Below are 16,471 nucleotides of genomic sequence, written 5' to 3' on the forward strand. Positions count from 1 at the left end.
ATCCAAGGAGAAAACATGCCTCAATTCGATTATACGTCCAATCTCATGAAACCGGCTCTCGATGCCGTGGTCACGCTTAATTCCGGCTCCATGGAACCTCCCTCCACCGCGCCGTACATGCTCTGGATGGATACCAGCGCCACCCCGGCCGTGTTCAAACAGCGCAACGGCGGTGATACCGGATGGAACGCCCTGTTTATGGCGTCCAATATCATTTTTAATGATGGAGAAACCAAGATTCAGGCTGCAAACGTCCAGGAGGCCATCGAGAAGATCAAGGCGCTTATCGACGCCCATGTGGACCGCAAGGACAACCCGCATGAAGTGACCGCCGAGCAGGTGGGCGCAACCCCGCTGGGACATAAACATACTTTGTCCGATATCACCGACGCGGGCGAAGCCGCTGCCATGGACAGGGCGACGGAAGCTTTAGTGGAAGAGGGTGTCGACAACAACACTGTGGTCACCCCTGCATTAATGAAGAAGGCCATACATACTTTCGGGAGCCGCAACACTCAGCTCATCACTGAGGATTGCTCTTTTGTGGTCCCTGCCGAAAAGATTTGGGTCGAGATTGCCGGAGGTGGCGGAGGCGGAGGAGGGAGCTTTGCCAACGGGATGCATGGATATGCTTGCGGAGGCAGTGGTGGCTCTGGTGGAAACTGCATGGTGGAGATAGGTGGTTTGACTGTTGGCGATGCCGTGATATGCAAAGTCGGAAGCGGAGGGACGAGAAATCCTAACCCTGCCTATCCAAGCCACACTCCTAATCCGGGTGTTCCTGGTGGGGAGTCTGCCTTTGGGGATTATGTGTCGTGTACTGGGGGAACAGCCGGAAGCAGTGCGACTAATGGCTTTGGCTCGGCTGGTATGAGTGGGCGAGTTGTTGTAACTAATGAAAAAAACGTTGTGTTAATGAAGGATTTTAGCAACTGCGGGATCGCTGGGCACCGTGGTGTAACCCCTGGAGGCAAATCAATATTTGGAAGTGTGTATGGTGCAGGAGGGAACAGTGTATACCTTTCAGGTCATTCTTCGCGGGATGGTCAACATGGCAAGCCTGGAGCCATCCTCGTGAGCTGGTAACATCAATCAAGGCCGCCTTTGGGCGGCCTTTTCTTTTTCACCCGCTTGTATCAAAGCGCACGGCAGGATACAGAGAGGACAAGACCGGAGGAAGAAGACATGAAGCGCATGCGGGTCAAGGTGGAGCCGGGCCGGATGGAGAAGCTGCTGGCCAGGAGCGGTTGGGGGGCGGCCTTTGAGGAGGACGACCTCAGGAGCGTGGCCGAGCGGTTCTGGCTGGAGACCGCCCCGGAGGGCGAGGCACTGTTCGAGCAGGGCGACAGGGACGCCTACATGGGTATCATCGTGGATGGGGCCGTGGATATCTCCCGGCGCGACGGCGGCGGTGCGGATCGGCTCATCACCACCCTGGGTGACGGCGCGGTCTTCGGCGAGATGTCCGTGCTGGACGGCCAGTCCCGGTCGGCCTCGGCCCGGGTGCGGAAGGACCTGACCATGGTGGTGCTCACGGCCGAGGATTTCGGAAGGCTGGTGGTGGAGCGCCCGCGCCTGGGCCTGACCCTGGTGCGCGCGGTCTCCCGCCTTGTCAGCCTGCGGTTGCGCCAGATGGACAATCTGCTGGAGGAGTACTTCGGCTAGGATTTCTTCTGCTTTTTCCGCCACTGGCCGGGCGTCATGCTTAGGCCGCCGCGCAGCCAGAACCCGCGGCGTTCTTCCCTCGCAATCTTTTCCGCCTGTTTGAGCCTTCCATAGTAACGGCCGTTTGGTTTGACCATGATGGGCATGGCCAGTCCGCTCTTCACCAGTTCTTCGTTGAGCATGGATCTGTCGTCGTAGACATAGGCGAGAAGCCGACCATAGCGGTCCCGCTTTTCCCGGTCGTATTCCAGCCGGAGTTCCTTGCCGTAGCAGAAGCGCATGGTGAAGGTCTTGGCCTGCACCCCGTATTCCTGGTCCCATTCGGGCGCATCAATGCCGATGAGCCGGACTTCAACCGGCCGGTGGCCGAGGCGGACCATGATGGAATCGCCGTCAATGACGTTCAGGAACCGGGCCGACTCGGCGCGGGCCATGCCGGGCAGGAGCAGGGCGGCAAAAAGGAAAAGAAGGAGAAGTCGTTTCATGATCTGTGCGCGGGGAAGATTCAGGATGCTTGCTTTCCGGGGCGGTCTTTTCTTCCGGAAACCCCGGGCGGTTCCGGCGACTGCTGGGCAATGAGCTTTTCCGCCTCCATGGCGGAGAGGGGCTTGTGGAACAGGAAACCCTGGACGCATTCGCACTCCAGGGGGGAAAGGGATGCGTACTGGGCGGCGTTTTCCACACCCTCGGCCACCACGTCCAGGTCCAGGCTGTGGGCCAAGGCCACCACCGCACGCACGATCTCCAGGTTTTCCTTGTCCTCTCCCAGGCGGGAGATGAAGCTGCGGTCCACCTTGAGGGTGTCCACGGGCAGGCGCTGCAGCTGGGTCAGGGAGGAATAGCCCGTGCCGAAGTCGTCGATGGAGAACTGCACCCCGTATTCCCGCAGCCGGTTCAGGATCTGCAGGGCCATTTCCGGGTTGTCCATGAGCGTGCTTTCCGTGATCTCCAGCTTGAGATTCCTGGCGGGCACGCCGGACTGCTGCAACTGGGCCACGATGGACTCGTAGAGGTCGCTCTGGGTCAGTTGCCTGCTGGAAAGGTTCACGGCCATGAACAGGCGGTCCGCCACCTCGTTGTTCGCCCGCCAGCGGGCCAGTGTGTCCAGGGCTTCCCGCAGCACCCACTGCCCCAGCTCCATGATCAGGCCCGAGTCCTCGGCCATGGGGATGAACTCCGAGGGCATGATCTCGCCCCGGGTGGGGTGTTTCCAGCGGGCCAGGGCCTCGAAGCCGAGGAGCTCTCCGGCGTCCATGCGCAGGATGGGCTGGAAGTTGAGGTAGAATTCCTTGTTGGCCAGCCCCCGGCGCATGTCGTTTTCCATGTTCATCTGGTCCACGGCGTGCTCCAGCATGCGCGAGGTAAAGACCTTGAACTGGTTGCGGCCCTTGTCCTTGGCCCGGTGCATGGCGATGTTCGCGTTCTGGAGCAGGTCCTCGGGGCGCTTGTAGTCCGTGGGGCTGAGCACGATGCCGAAGCTGGCCGTGGTCATGACCTCGTGCCCGTCGAAACAGAATTTTTCGGCCATTTCCTCGCGGAGCCGCTTGACGATGCGGATGGCTTCGCGGGGGGAATGCAGCTCATCGAGCAGGAACACGAATTCATCGCCGCCGAACCGGGCCACCGTGTCCAGGCTGCGCACGTGCCGGGTCAGGCGGCGGGCGGTCTCCACCAGCACCATGTCGCCGAAGCGATGGCCCAGGGAGTCGTTGATGATCTTGAAGCGGTCCAGGTCGATGAAGACCACGGCATAGAAGTAGCTTCCTCTGCGCTTGGCGCGTTCCATGGCCTGCCGGATGCGGTCCAGGCACAGGGTCCGGTTGGCCAGCCCCGTGAGCGGGTCGTGCAGGGCCTGGTGCCGGAGCTGTTCCTCCATGTTTTTGCGTTCCGTGATGTCGCGGAAGCTGAAGCGCAGGCCCAGGGGCTTGAGCCCGATGCCGTAGACGCTGCGTCCCACGGCGCTGAGCCAGGGACGGCCCCCGTTTTTCTTGAGGATGCGGAAATCGAGCTGCTGGCCTTCCCGGTAGGGAACCTGTTCCAGGTAGTCCTGCCAGGCCTCCTTGAAGTCCGGGTCGATGATTTCGGCGATCAGGCCCGGGTTCTCGAAAAACGCCTCGGGGGGATATCCGGTGATCCGTTCGCAGGAGGGCGAACAGTAGAGGATGGTGCCGTCCGGGCCGATCCAGGCCTCCCAGTCGTAGGCGAAGTCCGCGATGGTGCGGTAGCGCTCCTCCCCGGCCTTGAGCGCCCCCAGCAGGCGTTCGCGCTGGCGCTGGACCTTTTGCCGGTCTCGTTCGCTCTTTCTCACCTGATGGATGACCGAGCCGGAAAGCACGGCGATGATGGTCAGGATGACCAGCAGGACCACGGCGATGCGGTTGCGGAAGGCGGCCAGCTCCCGCTGCACGTCATCCAGGTAAATGCCGGTTCCCACCACCCAGCCCCAGGGTTGGAACTCCTGCACGTAGGAGAGCTTGGGGACCTCCCGTTCGGGCTGGTCCTTCCACTGCCAGTAATAGCTGACAAAGCCACCGCCCTCATGGGCCGTGCGTATGAATTCCTGGAAGGGGGCCAGGCCTTCCCTGTCCCGGTAGCCGCCGAGTTCCCTGCCTTCCAGGTCGGAGCGGTAGGGGTGCATGAGCATGACCCCCCGGTCGTCGTTGACCCAGAAGTAGTCCTTGCCCTCGGGGCCGTAGCGCATGGCGCGGATCTGTGCCAAGGCCATGTCCCTGGCCTGTGCCCGGTCCAGCTTGCCGGATAGGACCTGCTGTTCGAAGGATTCCAGCTTGCCGATGACCGATTGGGTCATCTGCCGAATGGTGTCCTTTTTATGGTCCAGGAAGTAGTCTCCCACGGCCGGGAGAAAGTAGAAGAAGACGGTCCCTGCGAACAGGGCGAGCGTCAGCACGGTAGGAAGCAGTGTCCTGACCATGGGGGTGAGGTGGTATTTGAATCCTTCTTTCGCCATAGTGCCCGATTCCGGCCGTGGCTGGCAGACCGGTATCTAATTTCTTAATACGGCGGAGGAAAAAAGGAAAGAAGGATGTTGGCTAGAGCTTGGGCGGCGGGACATCCATGACGCAGTTCCTGCCCTTGTTCTTGGCGCTGGTGAGCCCGTTCTGCAGGCGCTGGAGGAATATCTCCATGGTGTCGCGGCTGGAGCCCTGGGTCACGCTGAGGCTGATTGTGAAGCTGATGCCGTCGCCGAACGGGGTGTTCTCGACCATCTGGCGCAGCTTCTCCGCCACCTCGCGGGCCACGGCGCAGTCGATGTGGGGGGCGAGGATGATGAACTTGCCGCCGCGCCAGCGGAACAGGTAGTCGGTCTTGCGGATGCGTTTGTTCACGTACCGGGCCAGCTGGTAGAGCAGTTTGTCCCCGGCGTTGTATCCGTGACGTTCGTTGATTTCCCGGAAGCCGTCGATGTCGAACATGATGCCGGAAAGCACGCTCTTGTAGCGCCGGATGTTTTCCAGCTCCCGGGCCATGACCGAATCGAACTTGAATCGGTTGAAGGCCTTGGTCAGGTCGTCGATGACCGTGAGCTGGGCCACCTTGTCGCCCAGTTCCCTGGCTTTTTCCCGGTCCTTGTCCATGTTGGCGATGATGCCCTTGAAGACGAGCAGGGCCTGGGCCCCGAGGGTGAGCAGGCCGCCCACCATGAGCAGGTAGGCGAACTTGGTGAGCTTGTCCGGGGAGAACCCGCCGGTGACCGACTGGTTGTAGAGCAGCCCGAAATCCAGGAAGAGCACGAGCCCGACCACGAAAAGGCTGGCGGCGTAAAGCAGGACAGCCCTGTTCTTGTTGTCGGCGGGCTTTTTTTCGTTCATGGCTGCTCCAGGTCTTGCGTGCAAATCGGTCCGGTTGCGGCCATGATACCAGCCGGGCCCCGGGTGTCCATTATTCTAACCGTCCTGGGGCTTGCCTTCGTAGGTGTAGTAGAGCCCGCCCTGGTGCCGGGATGCGTCGTAGTTGATCTCCATGGAGAACTCGGGCCACATCCAGCCGTAGCGCGCTCCCACGGCCCTGCCCGGGCCGAAATCGCGGATGAGCTTGTCCTTGATCAGGAAATAGTTGGTCTCGCCCTCGAAGGCCACGCCCACCCTGTAGAGCCTGTCCTTCCGGAAGTAGTAGGCCACGGAAAGAATGTCGGCCTGACCGAAGGTGAGTTTTTCGTCCTTGCGGTAGTAGGTGTCCTTGTAGCCCGCCTTGGGGACCGGGACGAGATCCGTGAGGCTCTCCAGGCTGGCCCCGAAGGCCATGTCTCGGAATTTTTCCGGGGCGGGATTCTGGACGAAATCACCGGCCGTGACGGAGAGGGGGAGGAACAGGATCAAGGTGAATATGGTCAGGAGGAGTTGTTTCCCCTTCATGTGCAGCTCCTTTGTTTGAAGAGTCGATCCTAATAATTCTGGGGCGAATTGCAAGTGTTTGCACATGGATTGTCTCAATTCTGCGGCTGTGCTAGTGACGGGCGAAAAGGAGGTTCCATGTTCAGACTGCTGATGCCTGCGTTGGCCCTTTGCGTGCTCCTCGCCGGGTGCGGCGAGTCTCCTTCCCAGGAGTTGTCCGTGCCGGGCAAGGTGGCGGTTTCCGGTGAAATGGAAGCTCGTCTTTCCCGGATAGAGCAGGATCTCCTTTCCCTGCGGATCGAGAACGACCGCCGGCTGGAGGCCCTGAAGGGTGATATCGAGTCCCTGCGCGGACAGATGGAGCAGCTTGCCGAGGCCCTGGCCGGGCGCGCGCAGAAGGATGAACTGGATGAGTCCGCCCGGGAGTTTGCCCGGGAAAGCATGCAGCGTATGCTCGATCTTTCCAAGAAGATCATGGACAAGCTGGAAAAGGAACTGGAATCGACGCCGGAAGGCGACCCCGGGGAGCCCGAAGGGCAGACCCCGGAAAACGACAAGACCATTTAGCAACGAGAAAATGGATGAACACGATGATCAGGAAGATATGCTTTTGTCTGGTGGCATTTCTGGGCGCGGCCGTCCTGGCCGGATGCGCCGCGAATACGGTGGTGCCTTTGAATTATTCCCTGGTGGCCTCCCCCGGGCAGGCCTGCCGTGGGCCCATGACCGTGCTCAAGTTCAAGGACGCGCGCGAACAGCGAAGCCTGGGGCGTGATGCGGACGGCAACCTGCTTCGTCCGGCAACGGATGTGGCCGACTGGGTGGGCTGGTCCCTGTACGAGGAGTTGAGCGCCCTGAGCTGCCCGGTGGAATACCACGGTATCCGCAAGGACGAGGGTGCCCGCACGATCCTGAGTGGCGAAGTCGTGGACGTGCGGCTCATGCCCATGGGCAAGACCGTGTGGAAGGCAAAGGTTTCCGTGCTCCTGAATGTGGAGCGGGAGGGAAAGGTTATTGTGGCCCGGACCTTTTCCGCCGAGCGGGAAAAACCGATCATATTCGGGGTGAGCAGCCGGGAAGAGGTGCTCACCGAGGCTCTGCAGGGGGTCATGGAGCAGATGGTGTCCATGGCCCTGACTTCATAAGGCGCAAAAAAGGGGCGCTCCCGAACGGGAGCGCCCCTTTTCATTTCAAATGCAAAGCCGGTCATCAGAGGTCGAGCAGGGCAGCCTTGATGGTCCGCTTGCCGAACCTTCTGGCCCGGCCTTCGTCCCACATGAATACGTCCACCCGCTTGGTGAAGCGCTTGTTCATGAGGTCGTTGATTTCGAAGATGCCCAATCCTTCGATCCTGACCTTCTTGCCGAAGACCCATCCCTGGTCGAACAGGTCGCGGGAGACGGCCACGGTCCCTTCCCGGACCTTGCGCATGCTGGCCGCGATGAGCGGGTCCGAATCGCATTGCTCGGCCACGGGATTGTAGGCCGTGACGGTTACCTTCAGAACCTGGCTGTTGGCGTTGACCGCCTTTTGCAGCAACCGGGCTTCCTCCACCATCACCTTGCGCGCCTCGGCCGTATGATTGGCCAACGCCAGCTCGTGGCGCAGGGTGTCGATGGCCCGGTCCTTGTAACCGATAATGACGCCCAAAGCTGCGACGAGAACGCAAAGTGTTGTGATAATTACGTAATTGATTTTATGCTTCATATTTGTGATAGCTCCTGATCTGTCTGGAGGATTCGCATATAATGAGCGAGGACGATTGTGTCAAATCCGGGCGGGAACCATGGGTTATGCGCATTGCCGGTCGGCTAACGACCCGGAATACAAGCTGATGCGGAAGACTTGCTTGGAGGAAAATGCAATTCCGCCTTTTTGTAGTCGCTTGATTTGTCATGCTTTTATTTTTTTGTCCGGCCCTGGTCTTTGGAGGAGCGCGACGTTGGACGCCCAACGCGTTTCGGGGTAGTCTCCCGGCCATATTGCGAGGAAAATCATGAAGGTATTGCACTGCATCACGGGGTTGAACACCGGAGGCGCAGAAACCATGCTCTGCAAGCTGGTTTCCCGGCTGCCCGAACGCGGCGTGGAATGCCGCGTTGTCAGTCTGCTGCCGCCGGGTCCCCTGGCTGGGGAGCTGGCCGCCATGGGTGTGCGGGTGGATTCCCTGGGCATGAGCCGGGGCGTGCCTTCCCTGGGCGCGCTGTGGAAGCTTTCCGGCATCATCCGCAGTTGGCGGCCGGATGTTGTCCAGACATGGCTGTACCATGCGGACCTGCTGGGGCTGCTGGCCGCCCGGCTGGCCGGACATTCGGCGGTGGCCTGGAATATCCGATGCTCCTACATGGATCTTTCCCGCTACGGGTGGACCACCTCCCTGGTGCTCAAACTCTGTTCCTGGCTCTCCCCCCTGCCAACCGTGGTGCTGGCCAATTCCGATGAAGCGCGGCGTTTTCATGAACGGTTGGGCTACCGGGCCAGGCGATTCGAGGTCATTCCCAACGGGTTCGACACGGACCGGTTTTCCCCGGACGCGGAGGCCCGCGAGCGCCTGCGGCGGGAATTGGGTCTTGCGCCCGATGCCCTGCTGGTGGGCCTGGTGGCCCGGTTCGATCCCATGAAGGACCATGCCGGATTCCTGCGGGCGGCCGCGGAGCTCCGGAGTTTGCATCCCGGAGTCCGTTTCGTGCTCTGCGGTGACGGCATTTCCTGGGAGAACCGAGAGCTGGCGGAATTCGTCCGGAAAGAGGCCCTGGAGGACTCCGTGTTCCTGCTCGGCAGGCGGAGCGACATTCCCTCCCTGACCGCCGCCCTGGACGTGGCCGTGTGCTGTTCCATCGGGGAGAGCTTCCCCAATGTGGTGGGCGAGGCCCTGGCCTGCGGCGTACCCTGCGTGGTCACGGATGTGGGCGATTCCGCCCGGATCGTGGGCCCTGCTGGCGTGGTGGTCGAGCCGGGGAATCCGTCCGGGTTGTGCCGCGGGATATTCCGGCTGCTGGAGCTCGGGAATGATGAACGGCAGGCCATGGGGGCCTTGGGCCGGGAACGGGTTGTTTCCCTGTTTTCGCTGGAGAAGGTTGCCGGGCTGTACTATGATCTGTATAAAGATATGGTGGGGAAGGCCGGGTAGCCGTCGTGGCGCGGAGGGAATAACCACATGCCGGTTCGGGGGCATTCTGTATGGGAGTGATTTTCAATTCAAGCGCGTTCATGGACAGCCTTGGCGGTGACGCCGAATTGGCTGCGGAACTGCTGGTGGCGTATATCGAGGACAGCCTCCTGCGTTCGGAAAAGCTGGGCGAGGCCTTGCAGACCAATGACAGCGGCGTTGCGGCCAAGGCGGCCCACTCCCTCAAGGGAATGTCCGGGGTGGTCCGGGCGCAGGCCCTGGTGGAGATGGCCCTGGACATGGAGGCCACCGCCAAGGACGGCGATCTGGTGCGGGTGCGGGCCGTATATGAGAAATTTACCGGGACCCTGGATGCCGCCCTCGAGGAAATGCGATTGTTTTTGAACGAACTGTAGGAAAGAAGAAAGCCCCGCCTCCAAAGGGAAGCGGGGCTTTTTTGCGTGCTGTGGCCTACTGTTTGTCGTCCGCAGGCTTTTCCGCCTCGGGCTTGGTTTCAGCTGCTTTTTCGGGCTCGGCCTTTTCCGGTGCGGGCGCTGCCGCGGCGGGCTCCGGCGTTTCCGATACTTCCACCGAAACAGCAAAGTCCAGATTGAGCTTGTTCATGGCTTCAATCACGTCCTTGGTGATGTCCACGGACTCATCCATGGACAGGACGGACTGCTTGTTGACCACCAGGGACAGGCCCTTGGCGGTGCGGTATTCGTCGATGACCTTGTTGAACTCTTCGCTGAGCATGCTCACCACGCGCTGCTGTTCCGCACCCATGACGGTCTTGAGCTTGGTCATGGCTTCGCGGTAGGCGTTGGTGGTGTCCTCGTTTTCCTCGGCCTGCATGGCCTTGTAGGCGGCTTCCGCCTCAGCCTGCAGCGGAGCGCTCCTTTCCTGGAGGAAGTCCATGGCGGCTTTCGCTGCGTTGTTGTCGCGGAAGGCTGCGGCTTCATCCAGAACGCCGATGGCGGGCCCCTGCGCGTTGCAGGCCGCGAGGGCGGTCAAACAGCCCAGAATAAGAATAAGAGAGATGGCAATGCGTTTCATCAGGTACTGCTCCGTATAGATTTTGTTTTGTCTGGCGCGGAGACGCGCGCAGCACAAGTTGTGGCACCATACGTGCCGAGCTTTTCGCTGTCCACCCTTTGAGACGACAGGAAATATCCTTCGGGGAACGCAGAAGGGCGGTTGTTGGCTTTCCCCGGCAGTTTGTTCCGAGCTGTTTTGTTTATAATACCCTTAAATTTAAGAAAAAACATTTGGCACGCCCATTGCTTTGGTACCGGTGGAGAAGAAACTGGGAACATGTTTCCGGTTAGGGGTAACCGATTGTTCCCGGCTGTACCGGCAGAGCCGGTCAGGAGGATTAGAGTTATGGGTTTCAGTTCCATGTATACCGGCGTGACCGGGTTGAAGTCGTATAGTACCGGAATGCAGGTCATCGGCAACAACCTGGCCAACGTCAACACCACCGGGTACAAGCGCAGCGAGATTCGCTACGCCGACCTCATGAGCGTGCACGCGGGTACGCCCGGCATTAAGGACGATGCAGGGGTGCTTTCGGTTTCCCAGAAGGGCAAGGGCGTCTCGGTTGCCGCCATCCTGCCCAATTTCGAACAGGCCTCCTTTGAAACCACCACCACGGTGACCGACCTGGCCATCGGGGGCAGGGGCTTTTTCGGCGTGCGCGATTCGGCAAACAGCGTCATGCGCTACACCCGCAACGGCGTTTTCCGGTTCAATAACGAGGCCTACCTCGTGGATCCGCACGGGCTCCGGCTGCAGGGCTATGCCGTGGACCGGGATACGGGCTCGGTGGCAGCCTCGGCCACAGATATTTTATTGCCCTACGAGGATGTGACCAATCCGGACGGCAGCGTCTCCCGAGCCGTTGTCTCTCCTCCTCGGGCCACCACGGCAGTGGACATGGTCGCCAACCTGGACCCCCTGCAGGGGGACCGGTTCACGAATGCGTCGCATCCCTTCTTTGCCATGTTCGACGCCTGGCAGGGTGGCTCCTCGGGCGCGGGGACGTTTGTCTCGGGCAATTCCTCGTCCCTCGATGTCTTTGATGCGGACGGCACCAAGCATACCGTGACCATTCATTACGATCTGGTCACGCCGTCCACCCTGTCCAATGCCAGCGGCGGCGCTTCCTACTGGGAGTATATCGTCACCATAGATCCCGCCGAAGACGGGCGCTCCGGCTTTGCCGGAACATCCGCTGCCGGGCTTCTGGCGGCGGGAACCATGATGTTCGACACCGTGGGCAGTATTTCCGGACTGTCCATGTACACCCTCGGAACGGGCGGCGCCTCCAAGGTGCTGAGCAACTGGTCGCTGACCACCTTCGGTTCGGGCGGCGTGCCACAACTGGATGTGACCTTTGCCGGGTCTGGGGCTTCTGCCACCGGCCAGACCATTTCCTTTGATTTTGGCATTTCCTCGCCCTCGTCGACCTGGACCGTGACGGGGTCCAACGCCGGTGCCAACGCCATCGGTTCCAATGCGGGGGCCGTGCCCAATCTTTCGGGTTGGGAACGGGCGGGCATGCACATGACCAGCTATTCCACCCAGGGCAATGCCACCATTTTCTCGAGCCAGGACGGCTATGCCGAGGGTTATCTTCAGGCTCTGAGCGTGGATCGGGACGGGTTCCTGACCGGCCGGTTTACCAACGGCGAAGAGGAACGGCTTTACCAGATCAACCTGTATCTGTTCACCAACGAGTTCGGCCTGCGGCGGGAGGGAAACAACGTGTTCTCCGCCACCAATGATTCCGGGGCGGCCATCATCGGCACGGCCCGCAGTGAGGGACGCGGGGAGATTTCCCAGAGCAGCCTGGAGATGTCCAATGTGGACATGGCCAAGGAGTTTGCGGACATGATCCTGACCCAGCGGGCTTTCCAGGCCAACACCAAGGTCATCACCACCTCGGACAGCCTGATGAACACTGCCCTGCAGATCAAGCGCTAGGCAACGTGCAATCGATTGTAAGGCCGTCGATGATAATCGGCGGCCTTATTTTTTTTGAAAATCAATAGATTATTAAAGAATAAATTATCAATAAGCACTCTGTTTTAAGGGCCCATCCCTTTGGGGTCGCAGTTGTTTTATGGCTGAATTCCGGGTAGGACCGTTGCAAACACGCCAAGGAGTCCATATGGCCGAAATCGCGGGCATCAGAAAAACGATCCAGGAATTGCGGGACAAGTCGCCCATGGCCGCCGAGGTCCTGTGCATGGGGGCCTTTCTTGCGGATGCCCCGCTGCCCACGGAGTTCGCGCTTCATATCGAGGGAGGCATGCACAGTCCGGCCCTGCTCAATCCCGCAGCGGCCGTCTTTGCCATGGCCGCCACCCTTGATCCCCTGTTGTCCGGCGGCCTGGCCCTGAGCGATGGCGAGTTGCAGACCTTCAGCATCCCCCCCGAGGTGCGGCAGGCGGTTCTGGAACTGCTTTCCGCCGAAGAGCGGCTCGAATGGGCCGCGCGTGCCTGCTATGTCCTCAACCTGAGCCTGCCCGACGCCGAGCCCGGCAACTGGTATGCGGCCGAACCGCTCATGCCCCATGTGGAGGCCTGTTTCGGTCTGGTGGAGCAGGGCGTGCGGTCCGTGGCGGCCAACAGGGTGTTGCATCAGGCCGGTTTTTTCCTGTTCCAGCAGGAACGGTTCGACCAGGCCGTGCGTTACCTGGAAGCCGCGCTTGCAGTGGATGTGGACGTCAAGGGAGAGAAACACCCGGACATCGCCGCCGACCACGAAGGCCTGGGCATGGTCCGGCTGGCCGCCGGCGACCTGGACGGTGCCGAGCGGGAATACCTGGCCTGCATCAAACTCCGGGAGGAGATCTACACGCAGGACAACCCCATGCTTGCACCGGCCCTGGATGGTTTGGCCTATACCCTGCTTGCCTCCGGGCGGACGGCCGAGGCCGTGCGGCAGTGGGGACGGGCCGCGTCCATCATGGAACGGGTTTCGGGCGGGGAGCACCCCTTTGTGGCCGCATGCCGGGAAAACATCCGGCAGTATTCCTAATCTTCGCCCAGCAGGCGTCGCAGCCTGCCCCAGGGGTCCCTGGCCTTGAGGCTGCGTTCGAAGTGCGCCTGCTGCCCCTGTTCCCGGGCCAGCGACCGGGCCACGGCCAGCTCCTCCAGCCCCGGCTGAAGCCGGAAGGCCCGCAGGTTGGCCAGGGCCAATTCCAGTCCCATTCTCCAGTCGTTTCGCTTGAAGAGCGTCAGGATGGACAAATAGCCCACGCGACTCTGTTCCAGTCCCCGGATATCCCTGGTCATGGCCTCCAGCAGTTGCAGAGCCTCCAGGTGCTGCGGTTCCTGGTGCAGCACGGCCATGAGGCATTCCACGGCTGTGGAGGGCAGGTGGCGCTTCGGATCAAATGCGAAGCCCGACTTGAGGATGCGCCCCTGCTTGCGCAACTCCCTGGCCCAGAGCAAATACAGGTGCTGCGCGTCTTGGGGCGGCTGCGGGGCTGTTGTTCCCGTTGTCTGAAGGTGGCGGTACCAGAAGGTCTTGGCGCAGTCCCAGAAGGCTTGTTCCTGGGCGTTTCTGAGGGCCAGCATGCTTCCGGCCACATTGATATCCAGGCTGTGTTCATGAAGCTTTCCGGCCAGGATCACCTGCATGTTGCCGAGGGTTTCCCGGCTGCCGCTTCCGGTCTGGGCCCGCAGCAGGGCCGTGGTGACGTCCGCGTCCTGTTTCAGCGCTGTTATTTCCCTGAGTACGGTGGTTGCGGGGATGCCGCAGAGGCCCGCTTCCAGGAGCGCGAAGGCTGAAAGCCAGAACCATTTGTTTTCCTCGTCGCCCGAGGCTGCATGCGACCCCGCGTCCCGAAGATAGTCGTGCATGCGCTTTACCCGGTGCTCCATGCGGTGTTCGGTTTGGGTCCGTTCAAAGGCGGCGCGGCCCATGGCCTGGGCCCGGCGGGTATCCGCCAGATGCTGTGTCAGCAGTTCCCGAAGGTCGGCGATGGTGTCGAACACCTCCACCTCCTTGCCCGGCTCGAACAACCCCTCCATTTCCTCGCCCGTGTCCGGGTTGAATACCAGGCATCCGCAGGCGGCTGCCTCGAAAAGCCGCAGGTTGGTTTCGTTGAAGATGGTTTCGTTGGGGGCCAGCATGGAGTGGCGGTAGAGGTCGAGCATTTCGTTGAAGGCAAGGCCGTCCCTGATGGCTGGCTGCGCTTCCTTGAACTGGGTTTTCAGGAGGTCCACCATCCATTCCCGGGCCGGACGCTGGGGGGTGATGCGTCCCACAAAGGCGATCTTGTGCTCCCGTTTGCTCCAGGGCACCCACTCCCCGCCCGCCGGGGCGAACCAGGGCAGCCAGCGCACGTCGGCCGCTCCCCGGAGCCGGAGATCCGGTATGCTTCTTTTTTGTGTGGAGCAGGTCAGGTCGAAGAGGCGGGCGTAATAGGCCTGCCAGTGAGCATTGAGATGCGGGTCCAGCCCCCAGAAGAGTTTGGGGCAGTCGTAGTTGCCGAGCCCCGCGACCAGGACGCGCCGGGTCAGGTTTTCCTGCTGCACGATGGCGTCCGGGGAAATCCCGGACTCCTCCAGTGCGGCGGGCAGGTCGAAGATGTATTCCTCCAGGCCCGGCTTGAAGGCCAGTACCCGGGGGACCAGGGCCCGGAAGTGCTCCACGATGTCCGGACGGCAGTCGATGAGGCATATGGAATTGAGCCGCATGGCGATCCTTTGAAGAATGTCAATGTCTGTCGGGATATACACCTTCCGGTGCGGTTTTGTCATGTTCAATGTCCGCCGCAGCAGGGGGGCGGAAAAAAGATATCATGGGAAACCCGCAGGTTGGGGGACAGTTCGTGAAATGATGGCTCCGCGCCCTAACTTATCCCGGGCGGCTTCCGATAAGAACTTCAGGCGCGGCCGGAATGTTCCGGGGAGAAACCGCGCCGGTCCGGGCAACACCGGACTTCCATGCCTCGGGCATGGAGGCGTCGTTGCGGGGATCAGGGAGACTGGGGAGGGCCGCGGCCCTTCCCGGGCGAGGCTCAACGGGGAGACAGGACGTGGACGACAAGTGGGATGGCCTGGAACAGGCACTCAGCAATATCTGCTCGGAACGGGGCATGGCGCGCAGGGAAGCCGAAGCGGCAGTAGCGCCCGCTCCGGAAGAGGACCGGGCCCGCAAGCTCGAAGCGCTCAAGCAGCAGGTCCGGGCCGGTTTGTACAAGCCGGATATAAAGGATATAGCCCGTCTTCTGACATCCGCTCTGAATCAGGGAGCATGAAAAAGGCCGGTTTAACCGGCCTTTTTCATTTTATATTTCAGCATATTTCGGCATGCTATGCCTGTGTCGGGGTTGGAGGCTATTCGCCCAGTCCCAGGGCCCGCAGGAATCCGGGGTCCTCGGTCCAGCCGTCCCGGACCTTGACCCACAGCTCCAAGTGCACCCGGCAGTCCAGCATTTCCTGGATCTCCTTGCGCGCCCGCGAGCCGATGTCCTTGAGGGTGGCGCCCTGCTTGCCGATGATCATACCCTTGTGGTTCTTCTTGGACGTGTAGATCACGGCCGAGATGTTCACCCGTCCAGACTCGGGATCCTCCTCCCAGAGTTCGATCTCCACGGCCGTGCCGTAGGGCAGTTCCTGACGCAGGGAGAGAAAGAGCTTTTCCCGGATGGTTTCCGAAACCATGAACCGAAGCGGAACGGTGGAAACCTGATCCTCCGGGTACATGGGCGGACCTTCCGGAATCAATTCCAGGATCTTGTCCAGCAGGGGGCGGGTTCCATCCCCCTTGAGCGCCGAAACCGGGAAGATTTCCGCCTCGGGCCAGTATTCGTTGGCCTTTTGCAGCACCGGCAGCAGCGAGGGCTTGTCCTTGACCCGGTCCACCTTGTTGATGGCCACCAGCACGGGACGGCCGGTCTTGGCCACGGGCTTGACCAGCGGGGCGATTTCCTTGTCCAGCAGGTGGGGCTTGGAAGCATACAGGGCCGCGTCGATCATGACCGTGACCACGTCGCAGTTTGCCAGAGCGTTCCAGGCCGAATCGAGCAGGAACTTGTTCATCTTGCCCCGCAGGCGGTGGATGCCCGGCGTATCCAGGAAGACCACCTGGGATTCGTCCGTGCTCAGGATGCCGCTGATGCGGTTCCGGGTGGTCTGCGGACGCGGGGAGACAATGGCCACCTTCTGCCCCAGGAACTGGTTCATGAGGGTGCTCTTGCCTGCGTTGGGCGGTCCGATGAGGGCCACCATGCCGAATTTATGTGTATTCATATGTTTTATGTCTTGTTGAGGTTCGCGTTTTTCGGGGTTGTAGCCTGATCGGTCCCAAAACGCCACCTTTGCAAGA

17 protein-coding genes are annotated in these 16,471 nt (G+C 61.1%); 9 read left to right on the forward strand and 8 right to left on the reverse strand.

The annotated features are described in order from the left end of the window. Positions 1-15 precede the first annotated feature (15 nt). Entirely contained in the window at positions 16-1,086 is a 1,071-nt protein-coding gene (locus tag FGL65_RS03860) for a glycine-rich domain-containing protein (protein WP_147819742.1), read from the forward strand. Between the two features lie 99 nt (positions 1,087-1,185). Continuing rightward, entirely contained in the window at positions 1,186-1,665 is a 480-nt protein-coding gene (locus FGL65_RS03865) for a Crp/Fnr family transcriptional regulator (protein WP_147819743.1), read from the forward strand. Here the strand turns inward: FGL65_RS03865 and FGL65_RS03870 are convergent. The 4 genes from FGL65_RS03870 to FGL65_RS03885 form a co-directional block, all read right to left on the reverse strand. After that, positions 1,662-2,150, reverse strand: coding sequence for a thermonuclease family protein (locus FGL65_RS03870; protein WP_147819744.1), 489 nt, complete (start codon positions 2,148-2,150; stop codon positions 1,662-1,664). The genes FGL65_RS03865 and FGL65_RS03870 overlap by 4 nt on opposite strands. Positions 2,151-2,170: 20 nt before the next feature. Next, positions 2,171-4,633: an EAL domain-containing protein gene (locus FGL65_RS03875; RefSeq protein WP_147819745.1), complete on the reverse strand. Its 2,463-nt coding sequence runs from the start codon at positions 4,631-4,633 to the stop codon at positions 2,171-2,173. Positions 4,634-4,715: 82 nt separating this feature from the next. After that, positions 4,716-5,495: a GGDEF domain-containing protein gene (locus FGL65_RS03880; RefSeq protein WP_147819746.1), complete on the reverse strand. Its 780-nt coding sequence runs from the start codon at positions 5,493-5,495 to the stop codon at positions 4,716-4,718. A 75-nt stretch (positions 5,496-5,570) separates the two neighbouring features. After that, complete coding sequence (locus FGL65_RS03885; protein ID WP_147819747.1) at positions 5,571-6,038, reverse strand: hypothetical protein; 468 nt, start codon at positions 6,036-6,038, stop codon at positions 5,571-5,573. 117 nt (positions 6,039-6,155) lie between these two features. Here FGL65_RS03885 and FGL65_RS03890 point away from each other — a divergent pair, with 117 nt between their 5' ends. Together FGL65_RS03890 and FGL65_RS03895 are read left to right on the forward strand one after the other, a co-directional pair. Continuing rightward, positions 6,156-6,584, forward strand: a complete 429-nt coding sequence (locus tag FGL65_RS03890; RefSeq protein WP_147819748.1) for a hypothetical protein — start codon at positions 6,156-6,158, stop codon at positions 6,582-6,584. Between the two features lie 14 nt (positions 6,585-6,598). Beyond that, positions 6,599-7,162 (forward strand): YajG family lipoprotein, encoded by a 564-nt coding sequence (locus FGL65_RS03895; protein WP_147819749.1) that lies wholly within the window; start codon positions 6,599-6,601, stop codon positions 7,160-7,162. 64 nt (positions 7,163-7,226) lie between these two features. Here the strand turns inward: FGL65_RS03895 and FGL65_RS03900 are convergent, their stop codons facing one another. Next, positions 7,227-7,724, reverse strand: a complete 498-nt coding sequence (locus tag FGL65_RS03900; RefSeq protein ID WP_147819750.1) for an RlpA-like double-psi beta-barrel domain-containing protein — start codon at positions 7,722-7,724, stop codon at positions 7,227-7,229. Between the two features lie 289 nt (positions 7,725-8,013). Here FGL65_RS03900 and FGL65_RS03905 point away from each other — a divergent pair, with 289 nt between their 5' ends. Both FGL65_RS03905 and FGL65_RS03910 read left to right on the forward strand, forming a co-directional pair. After that, a complete protein-coding gene (locus tag FGL65_RS03905; RefSeq protein WP_147819751.1) occupies positions 8,014-9,147 on the forward strand; it encodes a glycosyltransferase family 4 protein in 1,134 nt (377 codons plus the stop codon). Positions 9,148-9,197: 50 nt separating this feature from the next. Beyond that, the gene (locus tag FGL65_RS03910) at positions 9,198-9,542 is read left to right on the forward strand and encodes an Hpt domain-containing protein (protein WP_147819752.1); all 345 of its coding nucleotides are present in this window, start codon (positions 9,198-9,200) and stop codon (positions 9,540-9,542) included. Between the two features lie 55 nt (positions 9,543-9,597). On the opposite strand, the gene FGL65_RS03915 is transcribed toward FGL65_RS03910, so the two are convergent. Beyond that, complete coding sequence (locus FGL65_RS03915) at positions 9,598-10,182, reverse strand: OmpH/Skp family outer membrane protein (RefSeq protein WP_147819753.1); 585 nt, start codon at positions 10,180-10,182, stop codon at positions 9,598-9,600. A 327-nt stretch (positions 10,183-10,509) separates the two neighbouring features. On the opposite strand from FGL65_RS03915, the gene FGL65_RS03920 reads away from it, so the two are divergent. Both FGL65_RS03920 and FGL65_RS03925 read left to right on the forward strand, forming a co-directional pair. Continuing rightward, on the forward strand, positions 10,510-12,111 hold the full coding sequence (locus FGL65_RS03920) for a flagellar hook protein FlgE (protein WP_147819754.1): 1,602 nt from the start codon (positions 10,510-10,512) through the stop codon (positions 12,109-12,111). Between the two features lie 187 nt (positions 12,112-12,298). Then, a complete protein-coding gene (locus tag FGL65_RS03925; RefSeq protein ID WP_187170522.1) occupies positions 12,299-13,171 on the forward strand; it encodes a tetratricopeptide repeat protein in 873 nt (290 codons plus the stop codon). Here the strand turns inward: FGL65_RS03925 and FGL65_RS03930 are convergent. Continuing rightward, positions 13,168-14,901, reverse strand: a complete 1,734-nt coding sequence (locus tag FGL65_RS03930; protein ID WP_147819756.1) for a glycosyltransferase family protein — start codon at positions 14,899-14,901, stop codon at positions 13,168-13,170. The genes FGL65_RS03925 and FGL65_RS03930 overlap by 4 nt on opposite strands. 278 nt (positions 14,902-15,179) lie before the next feature. On the opposite strand from FGL65_RS03930, the gene FGL65_RS18150 reads away from it, so the two are divergent. Beyond that, entirely contained in the window at positions 15,180-15,401 is a 222-nt protein-coding gene (locus tag FGL65_RS18150) for a flagellar biosynthesis anti-sigma factor FlgM (protein WP_250645567.1), read from the forward strand. A gap of 79 nt (positions 15,402-15,480) precedes the next feature. Here the strand turns inward: FGL65_RS18150 and era are convergent, their stop codons facing one another. Continuing rightward, positions 15,481-16,395 (reverse strand): GTPase Era, encoded by a 915-nt coding sequence (gene era, locus FGL65_RS03940; protein WP_147819758.1) that lies wholly within the window; start codon positions 16,393-16,395, stop codon positions 15,481-15,483. Positions 16,396-16,471: the final 76 nt, after the last annotated feature.

Origin of the sequence: Salidesulfovibrio onnuriiensis (assembly GCF_008001235.1) — a bacterium.
GTDB classification, from domain to species: Bacteria; Desulfobacterota; Desulfovibrionia; order Desulfovibrionales; family Desulfovibrionaceae; genus Pseudodesulfovibrio; species Pseudodesulfovibrio onnuriiensis.

Coding starts and splice junctions, on each gene's coding strand:
- FGL65_RS03895 (WP_147819749.1), top strand. CDS start 6,599: ATGAACACGATGATCAGGAAGATATGCTTTTGTCTGGTGGCATTTCTG.
- FGL65_RS03870 (WP_147819744.1), bottom strand. CDS start 2,150: ATGAAACGACTTCTCCTTCTTTTCCTTTTTGCCGCCCTGCTCCTGCCC.
- FGL65_RS03910 (WP_147819752.1), top strand. CDS start 9,198: ATGGGAGTGATTTTCAATTCAAGCGCGTTCATGGACAGCCTTGGCGGT.
- FGL65_RS03880 (WP_147819746.1), bottom strand. CDS start 5,495: ATGAACGAAAAAAAGCCCGCCGACAACAAGAACAGGGCTGTCCTGCTT.
- FGL65_RS03865 (WP_147819743.1), top strand. CDS start 1,186: ATGAAGCGCATGCGGGTCAAGGTGGAGCCGGGCCGGATGGAGAAGCTG.
- era (WP_147819758.1), bottom strand. CDS start 16,395: ATGAATACACATAAATTCGGCATGGTGGCCCTCATCGGACCGCCCAAC.
- FGL65_RS03930 (WP_147819756.1), bottom strand. CDS start 14,901: ATGACAAAACCGCACCGGAAGGTGTATATCCCGACAGACATTGACATT.
- FGL65_RS03920 (WP_147819754.1), top strand. CDS start 10,510: ATGGGTTTCAGTTCCATGTATACCGGCGTGACCGGGTTGAAGTCGTAT.
- FGL65_RS03900 (WP_147819750.1), bottom strand. CDS start 7,724: ATGAAGCATAAAATCAATTACGTAATTATCACAACACTTTGCGTTCTC.
- FGL65_RS03875 (WP_147819745.1), bottom strand. CDS start 4,633: ATGGCGAAAGAAGGATTCAAATACCACCTCACCCCCATGGTCAGGACA.
- FGL65_RS03885 (WP_147819747.1), bottom strand. CDS start 6,038: ATGAAGGGGAAACAACTCCTCCTGACCATATTCACCTTGATCCTGTTC.
- FGL65_RS03860 (WP_147819742.1), top strand. CDS start 16: ATGCCTCAATTCGATTATACGTCCAATCTCATGAAACCGGCTCTCGAT.
- FGL65_RS03890 (WP_147819748.1), top strand. CDS start 6,156: ATGTTCAGACTGCTGATGCCTGCGTTGGCCCTTTGCGTGCTCCTCGCC.
- FGL65_RS03925 (WP_187170522.1), top strand. CDS start 12,299: ATGGCCGAAATCGCGGGCATCAGAAAAACGATCCAGGAATTGCGGGAC.
- FGL65_RS03905 (WP_147819751.1), top strand. CDS start 8,014: ATGAAGGTATTGCACTGCATCACGGGGTTGAACACCGGAGGCGCAGAA.
- FGL65_RS03915 (WP_147819753.1), bottom strand. CDS start 10,182: ATGAAACGCATTGCCATCTCTCTTATTCTTATTCTGGGCTGTTTGACC.